18 protein-coding genes are annotated in these 17,345 nt (G+C 72.6%); 12 read left to right on the top strand and 6 right to left on the bottom strand.

What is annotated here, in order from left to right; translation table 11 throughout:
- The first annotated feature begins 117 nt into the window (after positions 1–117).
- From ACYF6T_RS18030 to ACYF6T_RS18005, 6 genes are all read left to right on the top strand, one after another.
- Positions 118–333, top strand: coding sequence for a hypothetical protein (locus tag ACYF6T_RS18030; RefSeq protein ID WP_461697609.1), 216 nt, complete (start codon positions 118–120; stop codon positions 331–333).
- A 52-nt stretch (positions 334–385) separates the two neighbouring features.
- Entirely contained in the window at positions 386–604 is a 219-nt protein-coding gene (locus ACYF6T_RS18025) for a hypothetical protein (RefSeq protein WP_461697608.1), read from the top strand.
- A gap of 126 nt (positions 605–730) precedes the next feature.
- The gene (locus ACYF6T_RS18020) at positions 731–2,632 is read left to right on the top strand and encodes a zinc metalloprotease (RefSeq protein ID WP_461697606.1); all 1,902 of its coding nucleotides are present in this window, start codon (positions 731–733) and stop codon (positions 2,630–2,632) included.
- A gap of 86 nt (positions 2,633–2,718) precedes the next feature.
- On the top strand, positions 2,719–3,393 hold the full coding sequence (locus tag ACYF6T_RS18015) for a hypothetical protein (RefSeq protein WP_461697605.1): 675 nt from the start codon (positions 2,719–2,721) through the stop codon (positions 3,391–3,393).
- 203 nt (positions 3,394–3,596) lie between these two features.
- Positions 3,597–4,772 (top strand): 4-hydroxybenzoate 3-monooxygenase, encoded by a 1,176-nt coding sequence (locus ACYF6T_RS18010; RefSeq protein WP_461697603.1) that lies wholly within the window; start codon positions 3,597–3,599, stop codon positions 4,770–4,772.
- Positions 4,773–4,975: 203 nt separating this feature from the next.
- Positions 4,976–5,884 carry a Bax inhibitor-1/YccA family protein gene (locus ACYF6T_RS18005; RefSeq protein WP_461697601.1) on the top strand — a complete coding sequence of 303 codons (909 nt, stop codon included), beginning with the start codon at positions 4,976–4,978 and terminating at the stop codon, positions 5,882–5,884.
- Between the two features lie 74 nt (positions 5,885–5,958).
- On the opposite strand, the gene ACYF6T_RS18000 is transcribed toward ACYF6T_RS18005, so the two are convergent.
- The gene (locus ACYF6T_RS18000) at positions 5,959–6,189 is read right to left on the bottom strand and encodes a DUF4287 domain-containing protein (protein ID WP_461697599.1); all 231 of its coding nucleotides are present in this window, start codon (positions 6,187–6,189) and stop codon (positions 5,959–5,961) included.
- A gap of 103 nt (positions 6,190–6,292) precedes the next feature.
- Between ACYF6T_RS18000 and ACYF6T_RS17995 the strand changes: the two genes are divergently transcribed.
- Positions 6,293–6,604 (top strand): hypothetical protein, encoded by a 312-nt coding sequence (locus ACYF6T_RS17995; RefSeq protein WP_461697598.1) that lies wholly within the window; start codon positions 6,293–6,295, stop codon positions 6,602–6,604.
- Positions 6,605–6,614: 10 nt separating this feature from the next.
- On the opposite strand, the gene ACYF6T_RS17990 is transcribed toward ACYF6T_RS17995, so the two are convergent.
- From ACYF6T_RS17990 to ACYF6T_RS17980, 3 genes are all read right to left on the bottom strand, one after another.
- On the bottom strand, positions 6,615–7,382 hold the full coding sequence (locus ACYF6T_RS17990; protein ID WP_461697811.1) for a hypothetical protein: 768 nt from the start codon (positions 7,380–7,382) through the stop codon (positions 6,615–6,617).
- A 281-nt stretch (positions 7,383–7,663) separates the two neighbouring features.
- Positions 7,664–8,884, bottom strand: a complete 1,221-nt coding sequence (locus ACYF6T_RS17985; protein WP_461697597.1) for an acetyl-CoA C-acetyltransferase — start codon at positions 8,882–8,884, stop codon at positions 7,664–7,666.
- A 197-nt stretch (positions 8,885–9,081) separates the two neighbouring features.
- A complete protein-coding gene (locus ACYF6T_RS17980) occupies positions 9,082–10,116 on the bottom strand; it encodes an SGNH/GDSL hydrolase family protein (protein ID WP_461697595.1) in 1,035 nt (344 codons plus the stop codon).
- Between the two features lie 159 nt (positions 10,117–10,275).
- Here ACYF6T_RS17980 and ACYF6T_RS17975 point away from each other — a divergent pair, with 159 nt between their 5' ends.
- A complete protein-coding gene (locus ACYF6T_RS17975; protein ID WP_461697594.1) occupies positions 10,276–11,664 on the top strand; it encodes a cystathionine beta-synthase in 1,389 nt (462 codons plus the stop codon).
- A 327-nt stretch (positions 11,665–11,991) separates the two neighbouring features.
- Here the strand turns inward: ACYF6T_RS17975 and ACYF6T_RS17970 are convergent, their stop codons facing one another.
- Entirely contained in the window at positions 11,992–12,822 is an 831-nt protein-coding gene (locus ACYF6T_RS17970; RefSeq protein ID WP_461697592.1) for a helix-turn-helix transcriptional regulator, read from the bottom strand.
- A gap of 148 nt (positions 12,823–12,970) precedes the next feature.
- Between ACYF6T_RS17970 and ACYF6T_RS17965 the strand changes: the two genes are divergently transcribed.
- A complete protein-coding gene (locus ACYF6T_RS17965) occupies positions 12,971–13,732 on the top strand; it encodes an SDR family oxidoreductase (protein ID WP_461697590.1) in 762 nt (253 codons plus the stop codon).
- Positions 13,733–13,734: 2 nt separating this feature from the next.
- Here the strand turns inward: ACYF6T_RS17965 and ACYF6T_RS17960 are convergent, their stop codons facing one another.
- Positions 13,735–14,160 (bottom strand): hypothetical protein, encoded by a 426-nt coding sequence (locus ACYF6T_RS17960; RefSeq protein ID WP_461697809.1) that lies wholly within the window; start codon positions 14,158–14,160, stop codon positions 13,735–13,737.
- 156 nt (positions 14,161–14,316) lie between these two features.
- On the opposite strand from ACYF6T_RS17960, the gene ACYF6T_RS17955 reads away from it, so the two are divergent.
- The 3 genes from ACYF6T_RS17955 to ACYF6T_RS17945 all read left to right on the top strand — a co-directional run bounded on the left by ACYF6T_RS17955 (position 14,317) and on the right by ACYF6T_RS17945 (position 17,344).
- Entirely contained in the window at positions 14,317–15,810 is a 1,494-nt protein-coding gene (locus ACYF6T_RS17955; protein WP_461697588.1) for an aromatic amino acid ammonia-lyase, read from the top strand.
- Positions 15,810–16,670, top strand: coding sequence for a MurR/RpiR family transcriptional regulator (locus tag ACYF6T_RS17950; protein WP_461697586.1), 861 nt, complete (start codon positions 15,810–15,812; stop codon positions 16,668–16,670). The genes ACYF6T_RS17955 and ACYF6T_RS17950 overlap by 1 nt, the downstream gene beginning before the upstream one ends.
- Positions 16,671–16,759: 89 nt before the next feature.
- Positions 16,760–17,344, top strand: coding sequence for a hypothetical protein (locus ACYF6T_RS17945; RefSeq protein ID WP_461697585.1), 585 nt, complete (start codon positions 16,760–16,762; stop codon positions 17,342–17,344).
- The last annotated feature ends 1 nt before the right edge of the window (position 17,345 follow it).

Here is a 17,345-nt window from a genome sequence, read left to right as displayed (position 1 = left end):
GTCCGAGGCCCTAGTGTCCAATCTCGTTGGACAGCTCGTCCGACCAAGTTGGACAGAGTCCGGGGGGAACCTGACTCGGTCCGACCGGAAATGCCCATCCCTGAGGGGGAATTGATCATGATGGACGTCCACGAGCTCGACGCCGAGTCCGCGGAGCTGCTGCCGGGCCGCGAGGCCCTGGGCCGCCTGAAGTTCAGCTTCGGCAGGACGGTCAACGTCACCAAGCACGTCGCGAACATCTCGGCGAGCAACCAGTCCGCCGCCCTGAACGACCACTCCGCCTGGTCGGTGGCCGACTCCGGTGCGGGCCAGACCATCACCGTCTCGCAGTAACGCCCGCCACCCGACACCCGTACATCCAGAACCTTCCGAAAGGACGTCCGTCATGAGCATGGACATGCACGAGCTCGACTCCGAGTCCGCCGAGCTGCTGCCGGGCCGCGAGGCCCTGGGCCGGCTGAAGTTCAGCTTCGGCAGGACGGTCAACGTGACCAAGCACGTCGCCAACATCACGGCCGACAACCAGTCCGCCGCGATCAACGACCACTCCGCGTGGTCGGCGGCCGAGTCGCAGGCCGTCCAGAACATCACCGTCACGCAGTAACGACGGCACCGCACCGGGGGCGGACCGCGCGGGGGCGCGGCGCGGTCCGCCCCCTGGGGGGGTACGCCGGGCGCGGTCCCGGCGGCACCGGGGGGAGAACGGGGAGGACGTGGGGGGAGACCGTAGATGACGGTGCTCGGAGACGGGACCGCCGCGCTGTACGACACGGGGCCGGTTCCGGGGCCCGGCGGCTGGCCGGTGACCTACGAGCAGGTGGCGACGGGCAGCCTGCCGGTCGTCGAGCAGCCGCCGGCGCCGGTCCCGCGGCTGAGCGCGGGGCTGCAACTGCACGGCGAGTACCAGGGATCGGGGTTCACCGACCCGCGGTACATCGCCCGTCGGGGGGACGGGCAGGTCGTGCAGCTGACGCGGCTGCTGTACCTCGTGGCGTCGTCGGTCGACGGCGTGCGGGACATGGAGACCATCGCCCACCGGGTGAGCGCGCGGTTCGGCCGCGAGGTCAGCGGGGAGAACGTCCGCTACCTGGTCGAGAACAAGCTCGTACCGCTCGGCGTGGTGGTCCCCGAGGGCCAGGAGGACGACGAGGTCGACGCACCGCGCTCCGACCTGCTGCTCGCCCTCAAGGGCCACCGGGTGATCTTCAACGAACGGCGCACGGCGAGGATCGCGCGGGCGCTGGCCTGGCTGCACCGCCCGGCCGTGGTCGTGCTGGTGCTGGTCTCGGCGCTGGTGATGGACGTCTGGCTGTTCGGGTTCTTCGGGGCGATCGAGCCCGTCCTGGAGGTCCTCGACCAGCCGGTGCTCATCCTCATCGTCTTCGTCCTCACCGTGGCCTCCCTCGTCTTCCACGAGTTCGGCCACGCCTCCGCGTGCCGGTACGGCGGTGCCCGCCCCGGTTGCATCGGGTGCGGGCTCTTCCTGATCTGGCCGTCGATGTACACCGACGTCACCGACGTCTACCGGATCGGGCGGGGCGGGCGGATCCGCACCGACCTGGGCGGGGTCTACTTCAACGTCGTCTTCATGCTGGCGATGGCCGGGATGTACTTCGCCACCGGGGCGCAGTTCTTCCTGGCCGCGGTCTATCTCGGGCACTTCGAGATCCTGGAGCAGCTGATGCCGGCCGTCCGCCTGGACGGCTACTACATCCTCGGCGACCTCGCCGGGGTGCCGGATCTCTACGGCAAGATCAAACCGATCCTGCTGAGCCTGTGGCCGGGGCGGAAGGGGCGGGCGGCCCGCCGGGAGGTCGCCGGGCTGAAGAGGTCGGCCCGGACGATCGTCGCCACCTGGGTGCTGACGATGGTCCCCCTGCTCGTCGGCGAGCTGGGGTACGCGCTGTGGAACCTGCCGCGCATCATCGCCACGATGACACGCTCGCTGACCGAGCAACTCCTCGGCACCGGGGCGGCGTTCTCGCACGGGCAGATCGTCGAGGGGCTGGTCGGGAGCATCGGCTGCGTGATGCTGCTGTGCCCGATGGCGGGGGTCGTCTATCTCTCCGTGAAACTGGGCGGGCGGATCCTGCGGGGCGCGAAGCGCTCCACGGCGGGCCGGCCGGTGCTGCGGATGACGCTGTGTGCCGTCGCACTGGCCGGTCTCACGGGGCTCGGCTACGCCTGGGTGTCCGGGATCGCGCCCCAGCCCCTGCCCAAGAAGCCGCCGATCGCGCCGATCCTCCAACCCGGGGTCTCCACGGACCAGCCGCAGCCGCGGCACGCGTCCACCCCGGGCACCGCAGGGTCGGCCGGCCCGTCGGACGGCACGTCCGCCGCGCCCCCGGCAGCGGCGGCGTCCGGTTCCGAGGGGCCCGGTGACGGGCCGTCGGACCGGGCCTCGGGCAGCGCGTCGGCCGCCTCGCCGGGGACGTCGGCGAAGCCGGGCGACTCCGCGCAGCCGGTGCCGACGGGCGCCGGCACGTCCGGGGACCCGGCCCCGACGGCCTCGTCCGCCGAACCCCCGCCGCAGTCCTCGCCGACACCGTCGGAGAGCGTGCCGCCCTCACCCACGGCCGGCGCCTCGTCCCCGCCGCCGAGCGAGTCACCGGCTCCGGCGACCTCGCCCTGAGGACGGGGACCCGAGACGGTCCGGCGGCCTCGCGTGCCCGCATCCGGCCTTCTGGGCCGTTCACCAACGTACGGAGATCAGATCCCATGAGCAGTCACCGCAAACCCCGCTCCGCCGCGAACCCGCTCACCCAGCGCGCCGTCCGCATAGGGCTCCTCGCCGCCGGAGCCGTCGGCGTCGCCACCGCCGTACCGGCGCAGGCGGCCACCGCCGCCCCGCACGCGGCCTTCGCCTCGGACCACGTCTTCAGCCACGCCGACCGGGCCCACCACACGCAGGCGAGGGACTCCTTCACCATCCGCCAGTTCGGCACGGTCAACGCCGCCTCCGCGCGCAACCAGGCCAACGCCGTCTCGGCCGGCTGCTCGGCCGACGACCACTGCCGTTCCGTCGCACTGTCCTTCCAGATCGTCACGGTCGCCGGGGTGCACGCGCACCTCAACGCCGTCAACCTCAGCGACGCGGCGAACAAGGAGTGCACGGGCTGCCAGACGCTCGCGGGCGCCTACCAGTTCGTCGTCTCCACGCCCACCCCGCTCGCCCTCGACGCCTCCGCGCAGCGGCAGCTCGCCGACGTCCACCGCCGCCTGGACGCCCTGACCCGCTCCCCGCTGCCCGCCGCCGACCTGAAGTCCCAGGTCGACGACCTGGCCGGGGAGGTCACCGGCATCCTCAAGGACGCGGTCGCGCACGCCCCGAAGGGCGCGGCGCAGCCCGACGTCACCCTGCACCGCCACCTGGACGGCTGGCCCGGCCACTGACCGGAGCGCCGCACCGGCCACCGACCGCCGCCCGTGCCCGTGGGGCGGCGGTCGGACCGTTGACACCGGAGGACGGCAGGAGCAGACTCACGCCAGCAAGAAAGTGAAATAAATTTCACCAGACGAACAAGACGCAAGACATACGACGCACAGACGAACCAGACGGCGAACCAGACGAACCGCCCCCAGCGAAGGGATCCCCGATGCGCACCACCGTCGGCATCATCGGCGCCGGCCCCGCCGGTCTCCTCCTCGCGCGGCTGCTGCACAACGCGGGGATCGACTCGGTCGTCCTCGAAAGCCGCGACCGCGCCTACGTCGAGCAGCGCCAGCGCGCCGGGATCCTGGAGCAGGGCACGGTGGACGTGCTGCGCGCGGCCGGCGCCGGGGAGCGCATGGACCGCGAGGGCCTGCCCCACGACGGCATCGAGCTGCGGTACGACAGGAAGCGGCATCGCGTCGACTTCCCCGCCCTCACCGGCGGCCGGTCGGTGATGGTGTACGCGCAGACCGAGGTGTGCAAGGACCTCATCGCCCTGCAGCTGAAGGAGGGCGGTCCGCTGCTGTTCGGGGCGGAGGCGCTCGCGGTGGAGGGCGCCGACACCGACCGCCCGTCCGTCCGCTTCCGGCACGAGGGCGTCGAGGACGTCCTGGAGTGCGACTACGTCGTCGGCTGCGACGGCTTCTGGGGCGTGGCCCGCAAGGCCGTGCCCGCCGAGGTCGCCCGCGTCTTCGAGCGGTCGTACCCCTTCGGCTGGCTCGGCATCCTCGCCGACGTGCCGCCCTCCCACGACGAGCTGGTCTACGCCCGCCACGACCGCGGCTTCGCCCTGCTGTCCATGCGCTCTCCGTCCGTCTCCCGCCTCTACCTCCAGGTGCCCGCGGGCACGGACGCCCGGACCTGGGGCGACGAGGAGATCTGGGACGAACTGGAGCGCCGGTTCGAGACCGCGGACGACTGGCGCCTGGAGCGCGGACCGATCACCCAGAAGTCGGTGACCCCGATGCGGTCGTACGTCCACGAACCCATGCGTCACGGCCGCCTCTTCCTGGCCGGCGACGCGGCGCACATCGTGCCGCCCACCGGTGCCAAGGGGCTCAACCTCGCCGTCGGGGACGTGGTGACCTTCGCGCGGGCGCTCACCCACGAGCGCGAGACCGGCTCGGCCGAGCTGCTGGACGCCTACTCCGCGACCTGCCTGCGCCGCGTCTGGCAGGCCGAGCGGTTCTCGTACGACATGACGACCATGCTGCACCGGGCCCCCGAGGCCACCCCCTTCGACGACCGCCTCCAGCTCGCCCGGCTGGAGCGGATCGCCTCCTCCCGCGCCGCCGAGACGGACCTGGCCGAGGGGTACACGGGGTTCGCGTTCGAGTGACGTAAGGAGTGGATCTCCGGCCGGTTCCGGCCATGTCGCAGGTTGGTCATGAATGCCCCCCTCCGGTCCAGGGAATCAGTGATCCGGCTAGCGTGTTGGCCAGCACGACGAGGGAAAGATCCTCCCCAAGCACTAGGGTCAATCCTTTGCCTACCTATTACTCTTGAGCCAAGGCCCACGCACCGTGGCCATGGAGGAGTGAAATGAGGAGCAGAAACCCGGTCTTCTCGCGACGGGGGTTCAGCCGCGACAACGGCTACGCGCACTTCAACGCCGCGCCGCAGGCCGGGGGACCCGCTGTCGGTACGCAGGGCAATCCGTACGCCCAGCCGGCCGGCAATCCCTACGCGCAGAACCCGTACGCGCAGAACCCTTACGCCCAGCAGGACCTGCAGTACGGCGCCCCGCAGGCGCCGGTCACCACCGCGGGCCGGATGACGATGGACGACGTCGTCATGCGCACGGCGTCCACCCTCGGCGTCCTGATCGTCACGGCCGCGCTCGCCTGGGCGCTGCTGCCGGTCGACGACGCCAACATCTCCCGGTCCTACGGCCTGGGCATCGGCGCCGCGCTGATCGGCATGGTCCTGGCGTTCGTGCAGTCCTTCAAGCGCAAGGCCTCGCCGGCGCTGATCCTGTCGTACGCCGCGTTCGAGGGTGTCTTCCTCGGCGTCGTGTCCAACATCGTCGACAACCGCATCGCGAGCGGCGCGGCCATGCAGGCCGTGATCGGCACGATGGCGGTCTTCGCCGCGGTGCTGGTCGCGTACAAGGCCGGCTGGATCCGCGTCAACCGCCGCTTCTACGGCTTCGTGATGGCGGCCGCGCTCGGCTTCGTGCTGCTGATGACGGTGAACATGCTGTTCGCCGTGTTCGGCGGCGGTGACGGCCTCGGCTTCCGCAGCGGCGGTCTCGGCATCTTCTTCGGCATCGTCGGCGTCATCCTCGGCGCCTGCTTCCTCGCCCTGGACTTCAAGCAGGTCGAGGACGGCATCGCCTACGGCGCCCCGCGCGAGGAGGCCTGGCTCGCCGCGTTCGGTCTGACGCTGACGCTGGTGTGGATCTACATGGAGTTCCTGCGGATCCTCGCGATCCTCAACAGCAACGACTAGTCTCCACCGGTCCAGCAGCAGGTGAGCCCCGGGTGCCGGCACCCGGGGCTCAGTGCTGTCCGTCCAGGTGCGCGCTAGAGGAATTTGCGCGCGGCCCTCCTCAGGTCGTACTCATGAACGATCGCCTTCGCGTGGCCGTACGCGAGGTTGTGCTCGTGGCGGAGCCAGCTGACCTTCTCCTCGAAGCGGAAGAGAGCGGGGCCTTCTTCGACGGTGCGCAGCCAGTCGGAGACTTCACGACCGGTGCAGTGGGGGATGCGGGCGAGCAGGTTGCGGTGGGTCTCCTCGGAGAAGAGTTGGGACATCGGCGCCTCCGGACGCAATGGGGTGTAAGCCGGTCCTTCAGGTCACCGTGCCTGAGCGTTCGCGTATTGGCAACAGTCCGGAGGTCCCGCGTACGCTCGGGGCGTGGTTGATACGACGCCCCTGACGCGAGCCGTGGATCACTTCGCCGACCGGTTGCGGGCGGCGCCGCAGTCGCGCCTGCAGCGGGGCGCCGCGGCGGAGGCGCTTGCGCTGGCCCGGGAGTTGGCCGTGCGGGCGCAGCGGATCGAGGAGCCCGCGCGGGAGCCTCGCGAGATGCCGGACGCCGGGATGTTCGCCGCCGCCGACCAAGTCACCGTCGCCGCGCACGACTTGGCCCTCGTCCTGGATGACGAGGGCCAGCTGGAAGAAGTGGTGGAACTGGTCGCACGGGCACAGCGGCGGGCCGGCGTGTGACGTCCGCGCGCTAGAGGGACGCTATGACCCGGTCGGCCAGGATGTAGACGTTCTCCTCGCCGCACTCGAAGGTGAGCGTGTACGCGCCGCTCACGCCCGAGCCGCCGAGCAGGACCGGGCTCTGGCCCGCGCGCAGGGCGGCCGCCAGGCGTTCCGCCGTCTCACGGTGGCCCGGGGTCATGCACAGGGTCGTGCCGTCGGCGAAGACGTAGACGTCGAGGGTGCCGAGCGGGCCGGGGCGGACGTCGGCCAGTTCGACGCGGTCGGCGGCGAGTTCCTCCAGGGTGGCCACGGTGCGTTCGTGCTCGTTCGCCACGGGTGACTGGACCGGCACGAAGTCCGGATGGGACGGGTGGCGGCGGCGGGCCGCGGCCAGCTCGGGGGAGTCCCCGGCGAACTCGTCGGCGTCCGCGGTCGGCTCGCTCACCGGCTCCAGACCCACGAAATCGGCCTGGCGGGGCAGGAACAGCTCGCTGTCGGGCAGGCCCAGCAGCGAGGGCGCGTCGGAGGCGTCCCGGGCCTCCTGGGCGGCCCAGAAGGCCCGCGCCTCGGCGAGCTCGCGCTCCCGCTCCTCGGCGAGTGCCTCGGCCACCGCGGCGCGTATCTCGTCGGCCTCGGCGGACAGGCGGGCGGCGGGCACGAGGCCGCGCGGAGCGTTGTTCTCGGCGAGCTGGGCGTGCAGGGCCGCGACCTCACGCCGCAGCACCATGAGGGTGCGCAGGACGGCGAGGCCCACGGCGCCCGTGGCGGCCGTGATGACCAGCAAGGCGATCGGCATGGCGCTCACTGACGTACTCCCGGTTCAAAGTCGACCCCCGACTTCCTACATCAGCTTGAAGGGCGGACTAACCAGCTGTCAGTGCGTAACGTCACGAACCGGACAGGACTTTGGGCCTGCGGTGGGTTGGGGTTGCGGCGCTGAGCTGGGGTTATCTCCCGGCTAAGGGAGATAGGTCACATCCTGGGGGAGATTGGATCACAAAACGGCCCGGAGGCCGGGTGTGTCCCGGACTCCGGGCCAGAGGCTCACCGCACGTGCCTCGGCGGTCACGCAGGGGTTCAGCTCAGGCGCTCGATGACCATCGCCATGCCCTGGCCACCGCCGACGCACATCGTCTCCAGGCCGAACTGCTTGTCGTGGAACTGGAGGGAGTTGATGAGCGTGCCGGTGATCCGGGCGCCGGTCATGCCGAAGGGGTGGCCGACGGCGATGGCGCCGCCGTTCACGTTCAGCTTCTCCAGCGGGATGCCCAGCTCGCGGTAGGAGGGGATCACCTGGGCGGCGAACGCCTCGTTGATCTCCACCAGGTCGATGTCGTCGATGGTGAGGCCGGCCAGGCGCAGGGCCCGCTGCGAGGCCTCGACCGGGCCGAGGCCCATGATCTCGGGGGACAGGCCCGAGACGCCGGTGGAGACGATGCGGGCGAGCGGGGTGAGGCCGAGCTCGCGGGCCTTGGTGTCGCTCATGACGACCACGGCCGCGGCGCCGTCGTTGAGCGGGCAGCAGTTGCCGGCGGTGACCAGGCCGTCGGGGCGGAAGACCGGCTTGAGGCCGGCGACGCCCTCCATGGTGACGCCGGGGCGGGGGCCGTCGTCCTTGCTCACGACGGTGCCGTCGGGCAGCGTCACCGGGGTGATCTCCCGCTCCCAGAAGCCGTTCTTGATGGCTTCCTCGGCGAGGTTCTGCGAGCGCACGCCGAACTCGTCCATGTCCTGGCGGGTGATGCCCTTCAGGCGGGCGAGGTTCTCGGCGGTCTGGCCCATGGCGATGTACGGGTCGGGCAGCAGGCCGTCCTCGCGCGGGTCGTGCCAGGTCGTGCCCTCCTGCTGGGCGACGGCCTCGGTGCGGGCCTCGGCCTCGGCGAAGAGGGGGTTGTGCGTGTCGGGCAGGCTGTCGGAGTTGCCCTTGACGTACCGGGAGACCATCTCCACGCCGGCCGAGATGAAGACGTCGCCCTCGCCGGCCTTGATGGCGTGCAGGGCCATGCGGGAGGTCTGCAGGGACGAGGAGCAGTACCGGGTGATCGTGCAGCCCGGGAGGTGGTCCATGCCCATCTGCACGGCGACGATGCGGCCGAGGTTGTTGCCCTGCTCGCCGCCGGGCAGACCGCAGCCGAGCATCAGGTCGTCGATGTCCTTCGGGTCCAGCTCGGGGACCTTGGCGAGGGCGGCCTGGATGATCGTGGCGGTGAGGTCGTCGGGGCGCAGGTCCTTGAGGGAGCCCTTGAAGGCGCGGCCGATGGGGGAGCGGGCGGTCGAGACGATCACGGCTTCGGGCATCACGGCTCCAAGCAAGAAGGCGGGGCGTGCAGCGCCTCGCCGAGGGGTGGTGGTCGGGCGACGGGCGGACGGACGAACGACGGGTAGGGCCTCCTGGGAAGTTACCCGTACGTATGGCCGGGGTCACGGTTGCTGCGGTGTGACCCTGACCGCAATTTTCTAAGCGCTTGCTTTGTCGGTCTCCCCGTCGCCGCCCCTCACACCCCGGACGGGCTGGTCGGTGACGTCTCCGGCTGCGGCTCCGGCACCCGGCGCCGCCGCCGGCGCTTCAGCAGGGCCCAGGGCCCGCGCGGACCCGTGGGCATCGCGGCCGCGACCTCGGTGCCGGCCTCCGAGGCGGCCTCCGCGGCGGCCCTGGCCACCGGGAGGAAGCCCTCGCGGCGGGAGACGTCCGGGCGCTCCTCCTCGGCCGGCCACAGGCCCAGGGCGGCGCACACCGTGGGCAGCACCGCCATCGCCGCGGTCGCGTACCCCTCCGCCGAGGGGTGGTAGTTGTCGGGCCCGAACAGCTCACGGGGATTGGCCTCGAACTCGGGGCCCAGCAGGTCGCCCAGCGACACCGTGCGTCCGCCCTGTTCCACGACGCCGATCGTCTGGGCCGCCGCCAGCTGGCGGGAGGCGCGACGGGCCAGCCACCGCAGGGGCTGCTGGACCGGCTCGATCGTGCCCAGGTCGGGGCAGGTGCCGACGACCACCTCCGCGCCGGCCGTGCGCAGCCGGCGTACCGCCGCGGACAGATGGCGGACCGAGCGGGTGGGCGGCATGCGGTGGGTGACGTCGTTCGCGCCGATCATGATCACGCAGATGTCCGGCACCAGCGCCGGGTTGGCGAGCACCAGGGCCACCTGGCGGTCCAGGTCGTCGGACGTGGCCCCCGGCAACGCCACGTTGTGCAGCTCCACCGGGCGTTCGGCCACCGCCGACAGCCCCGACGCCAGCAGCGCGCCCGGCGTCTGGCCCGCCCGGTGCACGCCCTGGCCCGCGGCCGTGGAGTCGCCGAGCATCGTCAGCCGCAGCGGCGGTTCGTCGGGGACGGCGTACGCGGTGCCGTACCGGCCGTCCGCCACCGGCACCCGGCCGCTGCTGCCGTTGCCCACATGGCGCTTGGCCAGCTGTACCTCGGCCAGCAGCAGGCCGACCGCCGCCGCACCGGCCAGCCCGATCCCGCCGCCGCCGAATGCGGCCCCGGCCGCGATCCGCCGGGCCACCCGCGCCCTCGACATGCTCGTCATGCGCCGCCGCCACCTCCTCGTGTCCGTACACCCACTCCTTGCCCCGCACGGACCGTGGCCCAATCCCAACGGGGAGTGAACGACCGCCGGGCGGCCCCCGGAGGCCATAGGCTGGCCGAACCACTACGACCACACCTTTTGCAGCATCCGGAGACAACGGTGCAATTCCACGACTCGATGATCAGCCTCGTCGGCAACACCCCGCTGGTGAGGCTCAACAGCGTGACCAAGGGCATCAGGGCCACCGTCCTGGCCAAGGTCGAGTACTTCAACCCGGGCGGTTCCGTGAAGGACCGCATCGCCCTGCGCATGATCGAGGCGGCGGAGCAGAGCGGGGAGCTGAAGCCGGGCGGCACGATCGTCGAGCCGACCAGCGGGAACACCGGCGTGGGACTGGCCATCGTGGCGCAGCAGAAGGGGTACAAGTGCATCTTCGTGTGCCCCGACAAGGTGAGCACCGACAAGATCAATGTGCTGCGCGCGTACGGCGCCGAGGTGGTCGTGTGCCCGACGGCCGTGGACCCCGAGCACCCGGACTCGTACTACAACGTCTCCGACCGCCTGGTGCGCGAGACGCCGGGCGCGTGGAAGCCCGACCAGTACTCCAACCCCAACAACCCCCTCTCGCACTACCACTCCACCGGTCCCGAGCTGTGGGAGCAGACCGAGGGCAGGATCACCCACTTCGTGGCGGGCGTGGGCACCGGCGGCACCATCTCCGGCACCGGCCGCTACCTGAAGGACGTCAGCGACGGCAAGGTCAAGGTCATCGGCGCCGACCCGGAGGGCTCCGTCTACTCCGGCGGCTCCGGGCGGCCGTATCTGGTCGAGGGCGTCGGTGAGGACTTCTGGCCCACCGCCTACGACCGGACCGTCGCGGACGAGATCGTCGCCGTCTCCGACAAGGACTCCTTCCAGATGACCCGGCGGCTGGCCAAGGAGGAGGGCCTGCTGGTGGGCGGCTCCTGCGGGATGGCGGTCGTGGCGGCGCTGCGCGTGGCGGAGCGGCTCGGCGAGGACGACGTCGTGGTGGTGCTGCTGCCGGACAGCGGGCGCGGCTACCTCTCGAAGATCTTCAACGACGAGTGGATGGCGGACTACGGCTTCCTGGAGGACGCCGGTCCCAGCGCCCGCGTCGGCGACGTCCTCGACGACAAGGAGCACGGCGCCATCCCCTCCCTGGTGCACATGCACCCGGACGAGACCGTCGGCCAGGCCATCGAGGTGCTGCGCGAGTACGGCGTCTCGCAGATGCCGATCGTGAAGCCGGGCGCCGGTCACCCGGACGTCATGGCCGCCGAGGTCGTCGGCTCGGTCGTCGAGCGCGAGCTGCTGGACGCCCTGTTCGCCAAGCGCGCCTCCCTCGACGACCCGCTGGAGAAGCACATGTCGCCCCCGCTGCCGCAGGTCGGCTCGGGCGAGCCGGTCGCCGACCTGATGTCGGTGCTGGGCGCCGCGGACGCGGCGATCGTCCTCGTGGAGGGCAAGCCCACCGGGGTGATCAGCCGGCAGGATCTGCTCGCCTTCCTCGCCAAGGGCGGGAAGTAGCGGGAAACGTCCGGTGAACGGCCCGTGGCGGCGGCGAACTTACGGTGATCGGCAACGTTCGCGGACTTCGCGGAAGTGGTACGAGCGTGTCACGTCCGCGCAGCACACGCTTAACACGGGTCCGGCACATTAGTGGGTGTCGGCAGGGCGGGAGCGGCTCCCCGCCCAGGCCGGCACCGAACGTCCAAGGACCTCCGGAGCGGCTCCCGGACCTCCATGGACGCCGGACGCGAGACCCGGCCCTGACCCGGTCAGCGTCCCTCGCGGGGACCGCCGTCGTCCCGCCCCCCGGCAACGGGGGTGCGGCGGTCCCCGCGCATTACCTTTCTACGCGCGTGACCCGGCCCAACTGCCCAGCAGCGCGAGACGCTCGGCCGTCTCCGAGCCCGGCTCCGGGCTGTAGACGACGACCGTCTGCTCGGGCTCCGCGGGCAGCGACAGCGACTCGAACGGCAGGGTCAGCAGGCCCGCGACGGGGTGCCGCAGCCGCTTGACGCCGTACATGCACGCCTTGACCTGGTGGTCGGCCCACAGACGGCGGAACTCCTCGCTCTTGAGGGAGAGTTCGCCGACGAGGTCGCGCACGGCGGGATCGTCGGGGCGCGCGCCCGCGGTCAGCCGCAGGTTGGCGACGGACTGGGCGGCGCAGACGGCCCAGTCGGGGTAGAGCTCGCGGCCCTCGGGCTCCAGGAAGAGCATGCGGAGGGCGTTGCGCCGGCGGGGTTCGGTGCGGCTGAAGCCGTGCACGGCGTCGGCGAGGGCGTTCCAGGCCAGCGGGTCCATGGCGGGTCCGAGCACGAAGGCCGGGGAGTCGTCCATGCCGTCGAGCAGCCGCTGGACGCCGGGGCGGACCCGCGGCGCGGGCCTGCGGTGGCGCTCGCCCTTCCGGGGCGGGTGGGCCACCGCGTGCAGATAGGCGTGCTCGGTCTCGTCCAGCCGCAGCACGCGTGCGAGGGAGTCCAGCACGGCCGCCGACACACTGGGCCCACGGCCCTGTTCGAGCCGGATGTAGTAGTCGACGCTCACCCCGGCCAGCTGCGCCACCTCCTCGCGGCGCAGCCCGGGCACCCGGCGCCGGCCGTACGAGGGCAGCCCCACGTCCTGGGGCCGGATGCGGGCGCGGCGCGAGCGCAGGAAGTCTCCGAGATCCCCGTCCATGGTCCCGATCGTAGGGGAGGGACGGAACCGGAACCTGGTACTGGCAGACCCAGGAAAAGCTCATCCCTGGGTACGGCGGCCCGGGCGGCGCAGGGTCGTGGACGCAGCCGGGGAGACGCCCCGGCCCACTTCCCCGAGGAGCACCTCCATGTCGTACGAGAACCTGGCCGGCCGTACCGCCGTCGTCACCGGGGCCGCGAGCGGGATCGGTGAGGCCGTCGCCGTGACGCTGGCCGCGCAGGGCGCGCGGGTCGCGCTGCTGGCGCGGCGGGCCGAGCGGCTGGAGGCGGTCGCCGAGAAGATCCGGGCGGACGGCGGGCAGGCGCTGGCGGTGGTCGCCGACGTCACCGACGACGCGTCCGTCGCGGCCGCCGTGGAGCGGGTCCACGCGGCGTACGGGACCGCCGACCTGGTCGTCAACAACGCCGGCATCATGCTGCCCAGCCCGATCGAGGCCGCGCGCGTCGACGAGTGGCGGCGGACGATCGACACCAACCTCACCGGGGTGCTGCGGATCACCGGCGCCTTCGCCAAGGACCTGACGGCAGCGGCGGAGCAGGGCCGCACCGCGGACCTGGTGAACGTCTCGTCCGTCGCCGCGCACCTCACCGGCTTCCCCTCCTACGCCGTGTACGGGGCGACGAAGGCCGCGGTCACCCACCTGTCGGCGCTGCTGCGCGACGAGTTCGGGCCGCGGGACGTCCGGGTCACCAACATCGAGCCGGGGGTGACCGAGACCGAGATCGCCGCGCAGCTGGACGCCGGGGCGCGGGAACAGGTCGACGGGCTGGTCGAGGCGTTCGGCGCACTGGCGGCCGACGAGCTCGCGGACGTCGTCGCCTACGTCGCCAGCCGTCCCCGGCACGTCAACCTGCGGCAGATCATGGTGCTGCCGACCCGGCAGGTGTGAGGTCAGTCCTGCCAGTCGTCGGCGTCCTTGCGGTCCCGGCGGCGGCCGAAGAGGTGGGCGTTGCCGCGCACGGCCTGGAAGGCGTTGACGCCGACGATGCCCGCCCAGGTGACGAACAGGCCGGGCAGATGGGCGATGCCCCCGCCGATCGCGGAGAGCGGGATCGCCAGCACCAGGGTGACGATGCCGAAGCCGAAGCGCTCCCCCCAGGAGTCGGTCGGCTTCGGCGTCCGCGCGCCCCGGGCGACCACCATCTGCTGCTCGGCCAGCTGCCGGCGCACCCGGCGCTCCACCGCGCCGTCGATGCGCTGGTCGACCTTCTCCAGGAACGAGTCGACCAGCGCCGACTCGTACTCCTCGCCCAGCTCCCTGCGGGCCTGCAGGGTGGCGTTGAGCTCCTTCTTGAGTTCGGCGTCGCGCGTGTCCATCCCGGTCTCCCATCCCGTCATGGACATCCACGCTAGGCAGCCGGAGCACCCACCGCACTGGGGATAGCCCCCCTGTTGGCGGTGGGGCATCCGCCTGTATAGCCCCATGCAGATCTCTTAAGATCTGAATAAGCGGTGTCGGTGAGGGGAGAACGGGTGACCGGGGCGACCGGGGTGACGTACGCCGGGCTGGTGGTCCTCGACGGGATCGGGCTCGGCGTCGAGGACGTCGTGCGCCTCGCCGACGGCACCGCCCGGCCGGTCCCCGGGACCGAGGCGATGAAGCGGGTCTCCGCATCCTGGGACGCCGCCCGGCGGATCGCCGCGACCGGCCGCGTCTACGGCCGCTCCACCGGCGTCGGCGCCAACCGCACCGAGTCCGTGCCCACCGAGGCCGCCGCCGGGCACGGCCTGCGCCTGCTGCGCAGCCACGCCGGCGCGATCGGCGACGAACTGCCCGCCCGGCAGGTGCGCGCGATGCTCGCCGTGCGCGCCAACCAGCTGCTGGCCGGCGGCGCGGGACTGCGGCCCAGCGTGGTCACCGCGCTGTGCGAGGCGCTGGAGAACGGGGCGTACCCGGTCGTCAACGAGTTCGGCTCGGTGGGCACCGGGGACATCGCGGCGCTGGCCCAGGCGGGGCTGGCGCTGGCCGGGGAGCATCCGTGGCGCGGAGCCGGCGCCCCCGGGCCGCAGCCCCTCGACAACAACGACGCGCTCGCCTTCATCAGCAGCAACGCCCTCACCCTCGGCCAGTCCGCGCTGGCCCTGCACGAACTGCGCGGGCTGGTCGAGGCCACCCAGGTCGTCGCCGCCCTGTCGCTGCTGGCGGTGGACGGCTCCCACGAGGCCTACGCCGCCCCCGTGCACGCCGCCCGCCCGCACCGGGGCAGCGCCGCGGTCGCCCGGCGCATGCGGGAGCTGATCGGCGCCGCCGACCGGCCCACCCCGCCGCTGGGCCGCATCCAGGACCCCTACGGCTTCCGCTGCCTGCCCCAGATCCACGGCCCCGCGCACGACGCGGCCGACGCGCTGGAGGCGGTGCTGGCCGTCGAGATCAACGCGGCCGCCGAGAACCCCCTCATCTCGCCCGAGGACCTGGCCGCCTACCACCACGGCGGCTTCTACCAGGCCCAACTCGCCCTCGCCCTGGACCACTTCCGGCTCTCCCTGGTCCAGGTCGCCCGTCTGTCCACCTCCCGCCTGTCCACCCTCAACGAACCCGCCTACACCCGCCTGCGCCCCTTCCTCGCCGACCACGAGCCGGCCTCCTCCGGGGTGATGATCCTGGAGTACGCCGCCGGGGCGGCCCTCGGCGACCTGCGCGCGTTCTCGGCTCCCGCCTCGCTCGGTCACGCTGTACTCTCCCGGGGCGTCGAGGAACAGGCCAGCTTCGCCTCGCTCGCCGCACGTCAGACGGTGCGCGCCTGCCGCGCCTACCGGCTCGTCGTCGGCTGCGAACTCGTCGCCGCCGTACGGGCGCTGCGCCAGCGCGACGTCAGGCCCGACCCGGAGCTTCCGGTGGGACGTGCGCTCGCGCTCGCCGAATCCGTACTGGAGGAGGACCAGGCCGACCGGCCGCTCACGGACGACGTGACGGCCGCGGCCGCACTGCTGGAGCGGTTCAGGGACATCTGGAGGGGGAGCGAGTGATGAGCGCGCAGAGGGAGACCAGTGTGACCGACACTCCCGCGGCACGGCTACAGGCGCTGTTCGAGGGGCACCGGCTGACGCCGACGCAGCGGCGCATCGCGCACAGCATGGTCCGCAAGGCCGCCGACGTGCCCTTCCTGTCCAGCGTGGAGCTGGCCGAACTGGCCGGGGTCAGCCAGCCGTCCGTGACCCGCTTCGCCGTCGCCCTCGGCTTCGACGGCTACCCGGCCCTGCGCCGCCACCTGCGCGAGGTCGCGCCGACGGAACCGGCGCCGGACGCGGGCTCGTACAACGAGTACCAGCAGGCCGTCGAGGCCGAGATCGAGAACCTCAGACACCTCGCGGAGCTGCTGGCCGACCCGCGGCCGGTGCGCCGGGCGGGCCGGCTGCTGGCGGCCTCCCGCCCGCTGCCCGTCCTCGGCCTGCGCGCCGCCGCCTCCCAGGCGTACGGCTTCTCGTACTTCGCCGCCAAGGTGCATCCCGACGTCCGGCTGCTCGACGAGGGCGGCACCATGGTCCAGGACCGCATCGAGGGCGCCGTGCGCGCCGGGGCCACCGCCCTGCTGTGCTTCGCGCTGCCCCGGCACCCGCGCGAGGTCGTCGACACGCTCGCCTACGCCAGGCAGGCGGGGCTGACGGTGGTGACCGTGGCCGACTCCGCCTTCGCGCCGGTCGCCAAGGTCTCCGACCTGCTGCTGCCGGCCGCCGTCGGCACGGGGCTCGCCTTCGACACCGCGTGCGCGCCCATGCTGCTGGGGCGGGTGCTGCTGGAGGCGATGTGCGACGACCTGCCGGACGCGCAGGCCCGCCTGGAGGAGTTCGACGCCCGGGCGGCGGCACGGGGGTTGTTCGTGGAGTGAGCCCCGGGCGCCGCTCTCAGACTCGTCTCACGTTCGCTCGTTAACCTTCCGGCCCGCAGGACTGTGCCAAGACGACGAGGAGGCAGGACGTGGCACGCGGAGGTCAGGGGCTGGCTCGGGTGGCCGTCGTCGTCCGTGCCGGGGCGGCGCCGTTGTGGTGGGCCGGTGTGTTCGCGGCCGGGATCGGCGTGCTGGTGCCGGGGCTGACCGGGCGCCGGATCGGGGTGATGGCCGGGGCCGCGCTGTTCATCGTCGCGGCGGCCGTGGTGTCGTACGGCCGCCGCCGGCGCTACACGACGCTCGCCCGCTCGGCCGCCCGCGCCGGCAAGCACGACGTGCTCCAGGACCGGGCGGTGACCACGCGCAACTGGCGCCGGGGCCACCGCTGGTGGGTGGTGGCGGCGTTCGTCGTCGCGCTCGGCAGCGCGTTCGCCGTGCCGGCCGCGGGCGGCATGCTGCTCGCCGGGGCCGGCACCGGGCTGCGGCTGAAGGCCGCCTGGCTCGGGCGGCGCGAGCGGGCCGAGGACGCGCTGCTGTGGGTGCGGGTCGACTGGCTCGCCCGGAACGGCGGCCGCCCGGCCGGCAAGGCCGTCAGGGCGTACCGCAGCACGGGCATCGCGGCGGGCGACGCGGCCCCGGGCGGGGCGCGGCGCCGCACCGCGGCACTCGTCTGAC

This window comes from Streptomyces sp. 7R007 (assembly GCF_054850255.1).
This window is presented reverse-complemented; position numbering and strand designations above follow the sequence as displayed.

What these genes read in the sequence shown, in the direction of transcription:
- ACYF6T_RS17985 (WP_461697597.1), bottom strand. Translation starts at nt 8,884, where the DNA reads ATGCCCGAAGCCGTGATCGTCTCGACCGCCCGCTCCCCCATCGGCCGC.
- ACYF6T_RS18000 (WP_461697599.1), bottom strand. Translation starts at nt 6,189, where the DNA reads ATGTCCCAACTCTTCTCCGAGGAGACCCACCGCAACCTGCTCGCCCGC.
- ACYF6T_RS18005 (WP_461697601.1), top strand. Translation starts at nt 4,976, where the DNA reads ATGAGGAGCAGAAACCCGGTCTTCTCGCGACGGGGGTTCAGCCGCGAC.
- ACYF6T_RS18015 (WP_461697605.1), top strand. Translation starts at nt 2,719, where the DNA reads ATGAGCAGTCACCGCAAACCCCGCTCCGCCGCGAACCCGCTCACCCAG.
- ACYF6T_RS18025 (WP_461697608.1), top strand. Translation starts at nt 386, where the DNA reads ATGAGCATGGACATGCACGAGCTCGACTCCGAGTCCGCCGAGCTGCTG.
- ACYF6T_RS17970 (WP_461697592.1), bottom strand. Translation starts at nt 12,822, where the DNA reads ATGGACGGGGATCTCGGAGACTTCCTGCGCTCGCGCCGCGCCCGCATC.
- ACYF6T_RS17965 (WP_461697590.1), top strand. Translation starts at nt 12,971, where the DNA reads ATGTCGTACGAGAACCTGGCCGGCCGTACCGCCGTCGTCACCGGGGCC.
- ACYF6T_RS17980 (WP_461697595.1), bottom strand. Translation starts at nt 10,116, where the DNA reads ATGACGAGCATGTCGAGGGCGCGGGTGGCCCGGCGGATCGCGGCCGGG.
- ACYF6T_RS18010 (WP_461697603.1), top strand. Translation starts at nt 3,597, where the DNA reads ATGCGCACCACCGTCGGCATCATCGGCGCCGGCCCCGCCGGTCTCCTC.
- ACYF6T_RS18030 (WP_461697609.1), top strand. Translation starts at nt 118, where the DNA reads ATGATGGACGTCCACGAGCTCGACGCCGAGTCCGCGGAGCTGCTGCCG.
- ACYF6T_RS17960 (WP_461697809.1), bottom strand. Translation starts at nt 14,160, where the DNA reads ATGGACACGCGCGACGCCGAACTCAAGAAGGAGCTCAACGCCACCCTG.
- ACYF6T_RS17950 (WP_461697586.1), top strand. Translation starts at nt 15,810, where the DNA reads ATGAGCGCGCAGAGGGAGACCAGTGTGACCGACACTCCCGCGGCACGG.
- ACYF6T_RS18020 (WP_461697606.1), top strand. Translation starts at nt 731, where the DNA reads ATGACGGTGCTCGGAGACGGGACCGCCGCGCTGTACGACACGGGGCCG.
- ACYF6T_RS17990 (WP_461697811.1), bottom strand. Translation starts at nt 7,382, where the DNA reads ATGCCGATCGCCTTGCTGGTCATCACGGCCGCCACGGGCGCCGTGGGC.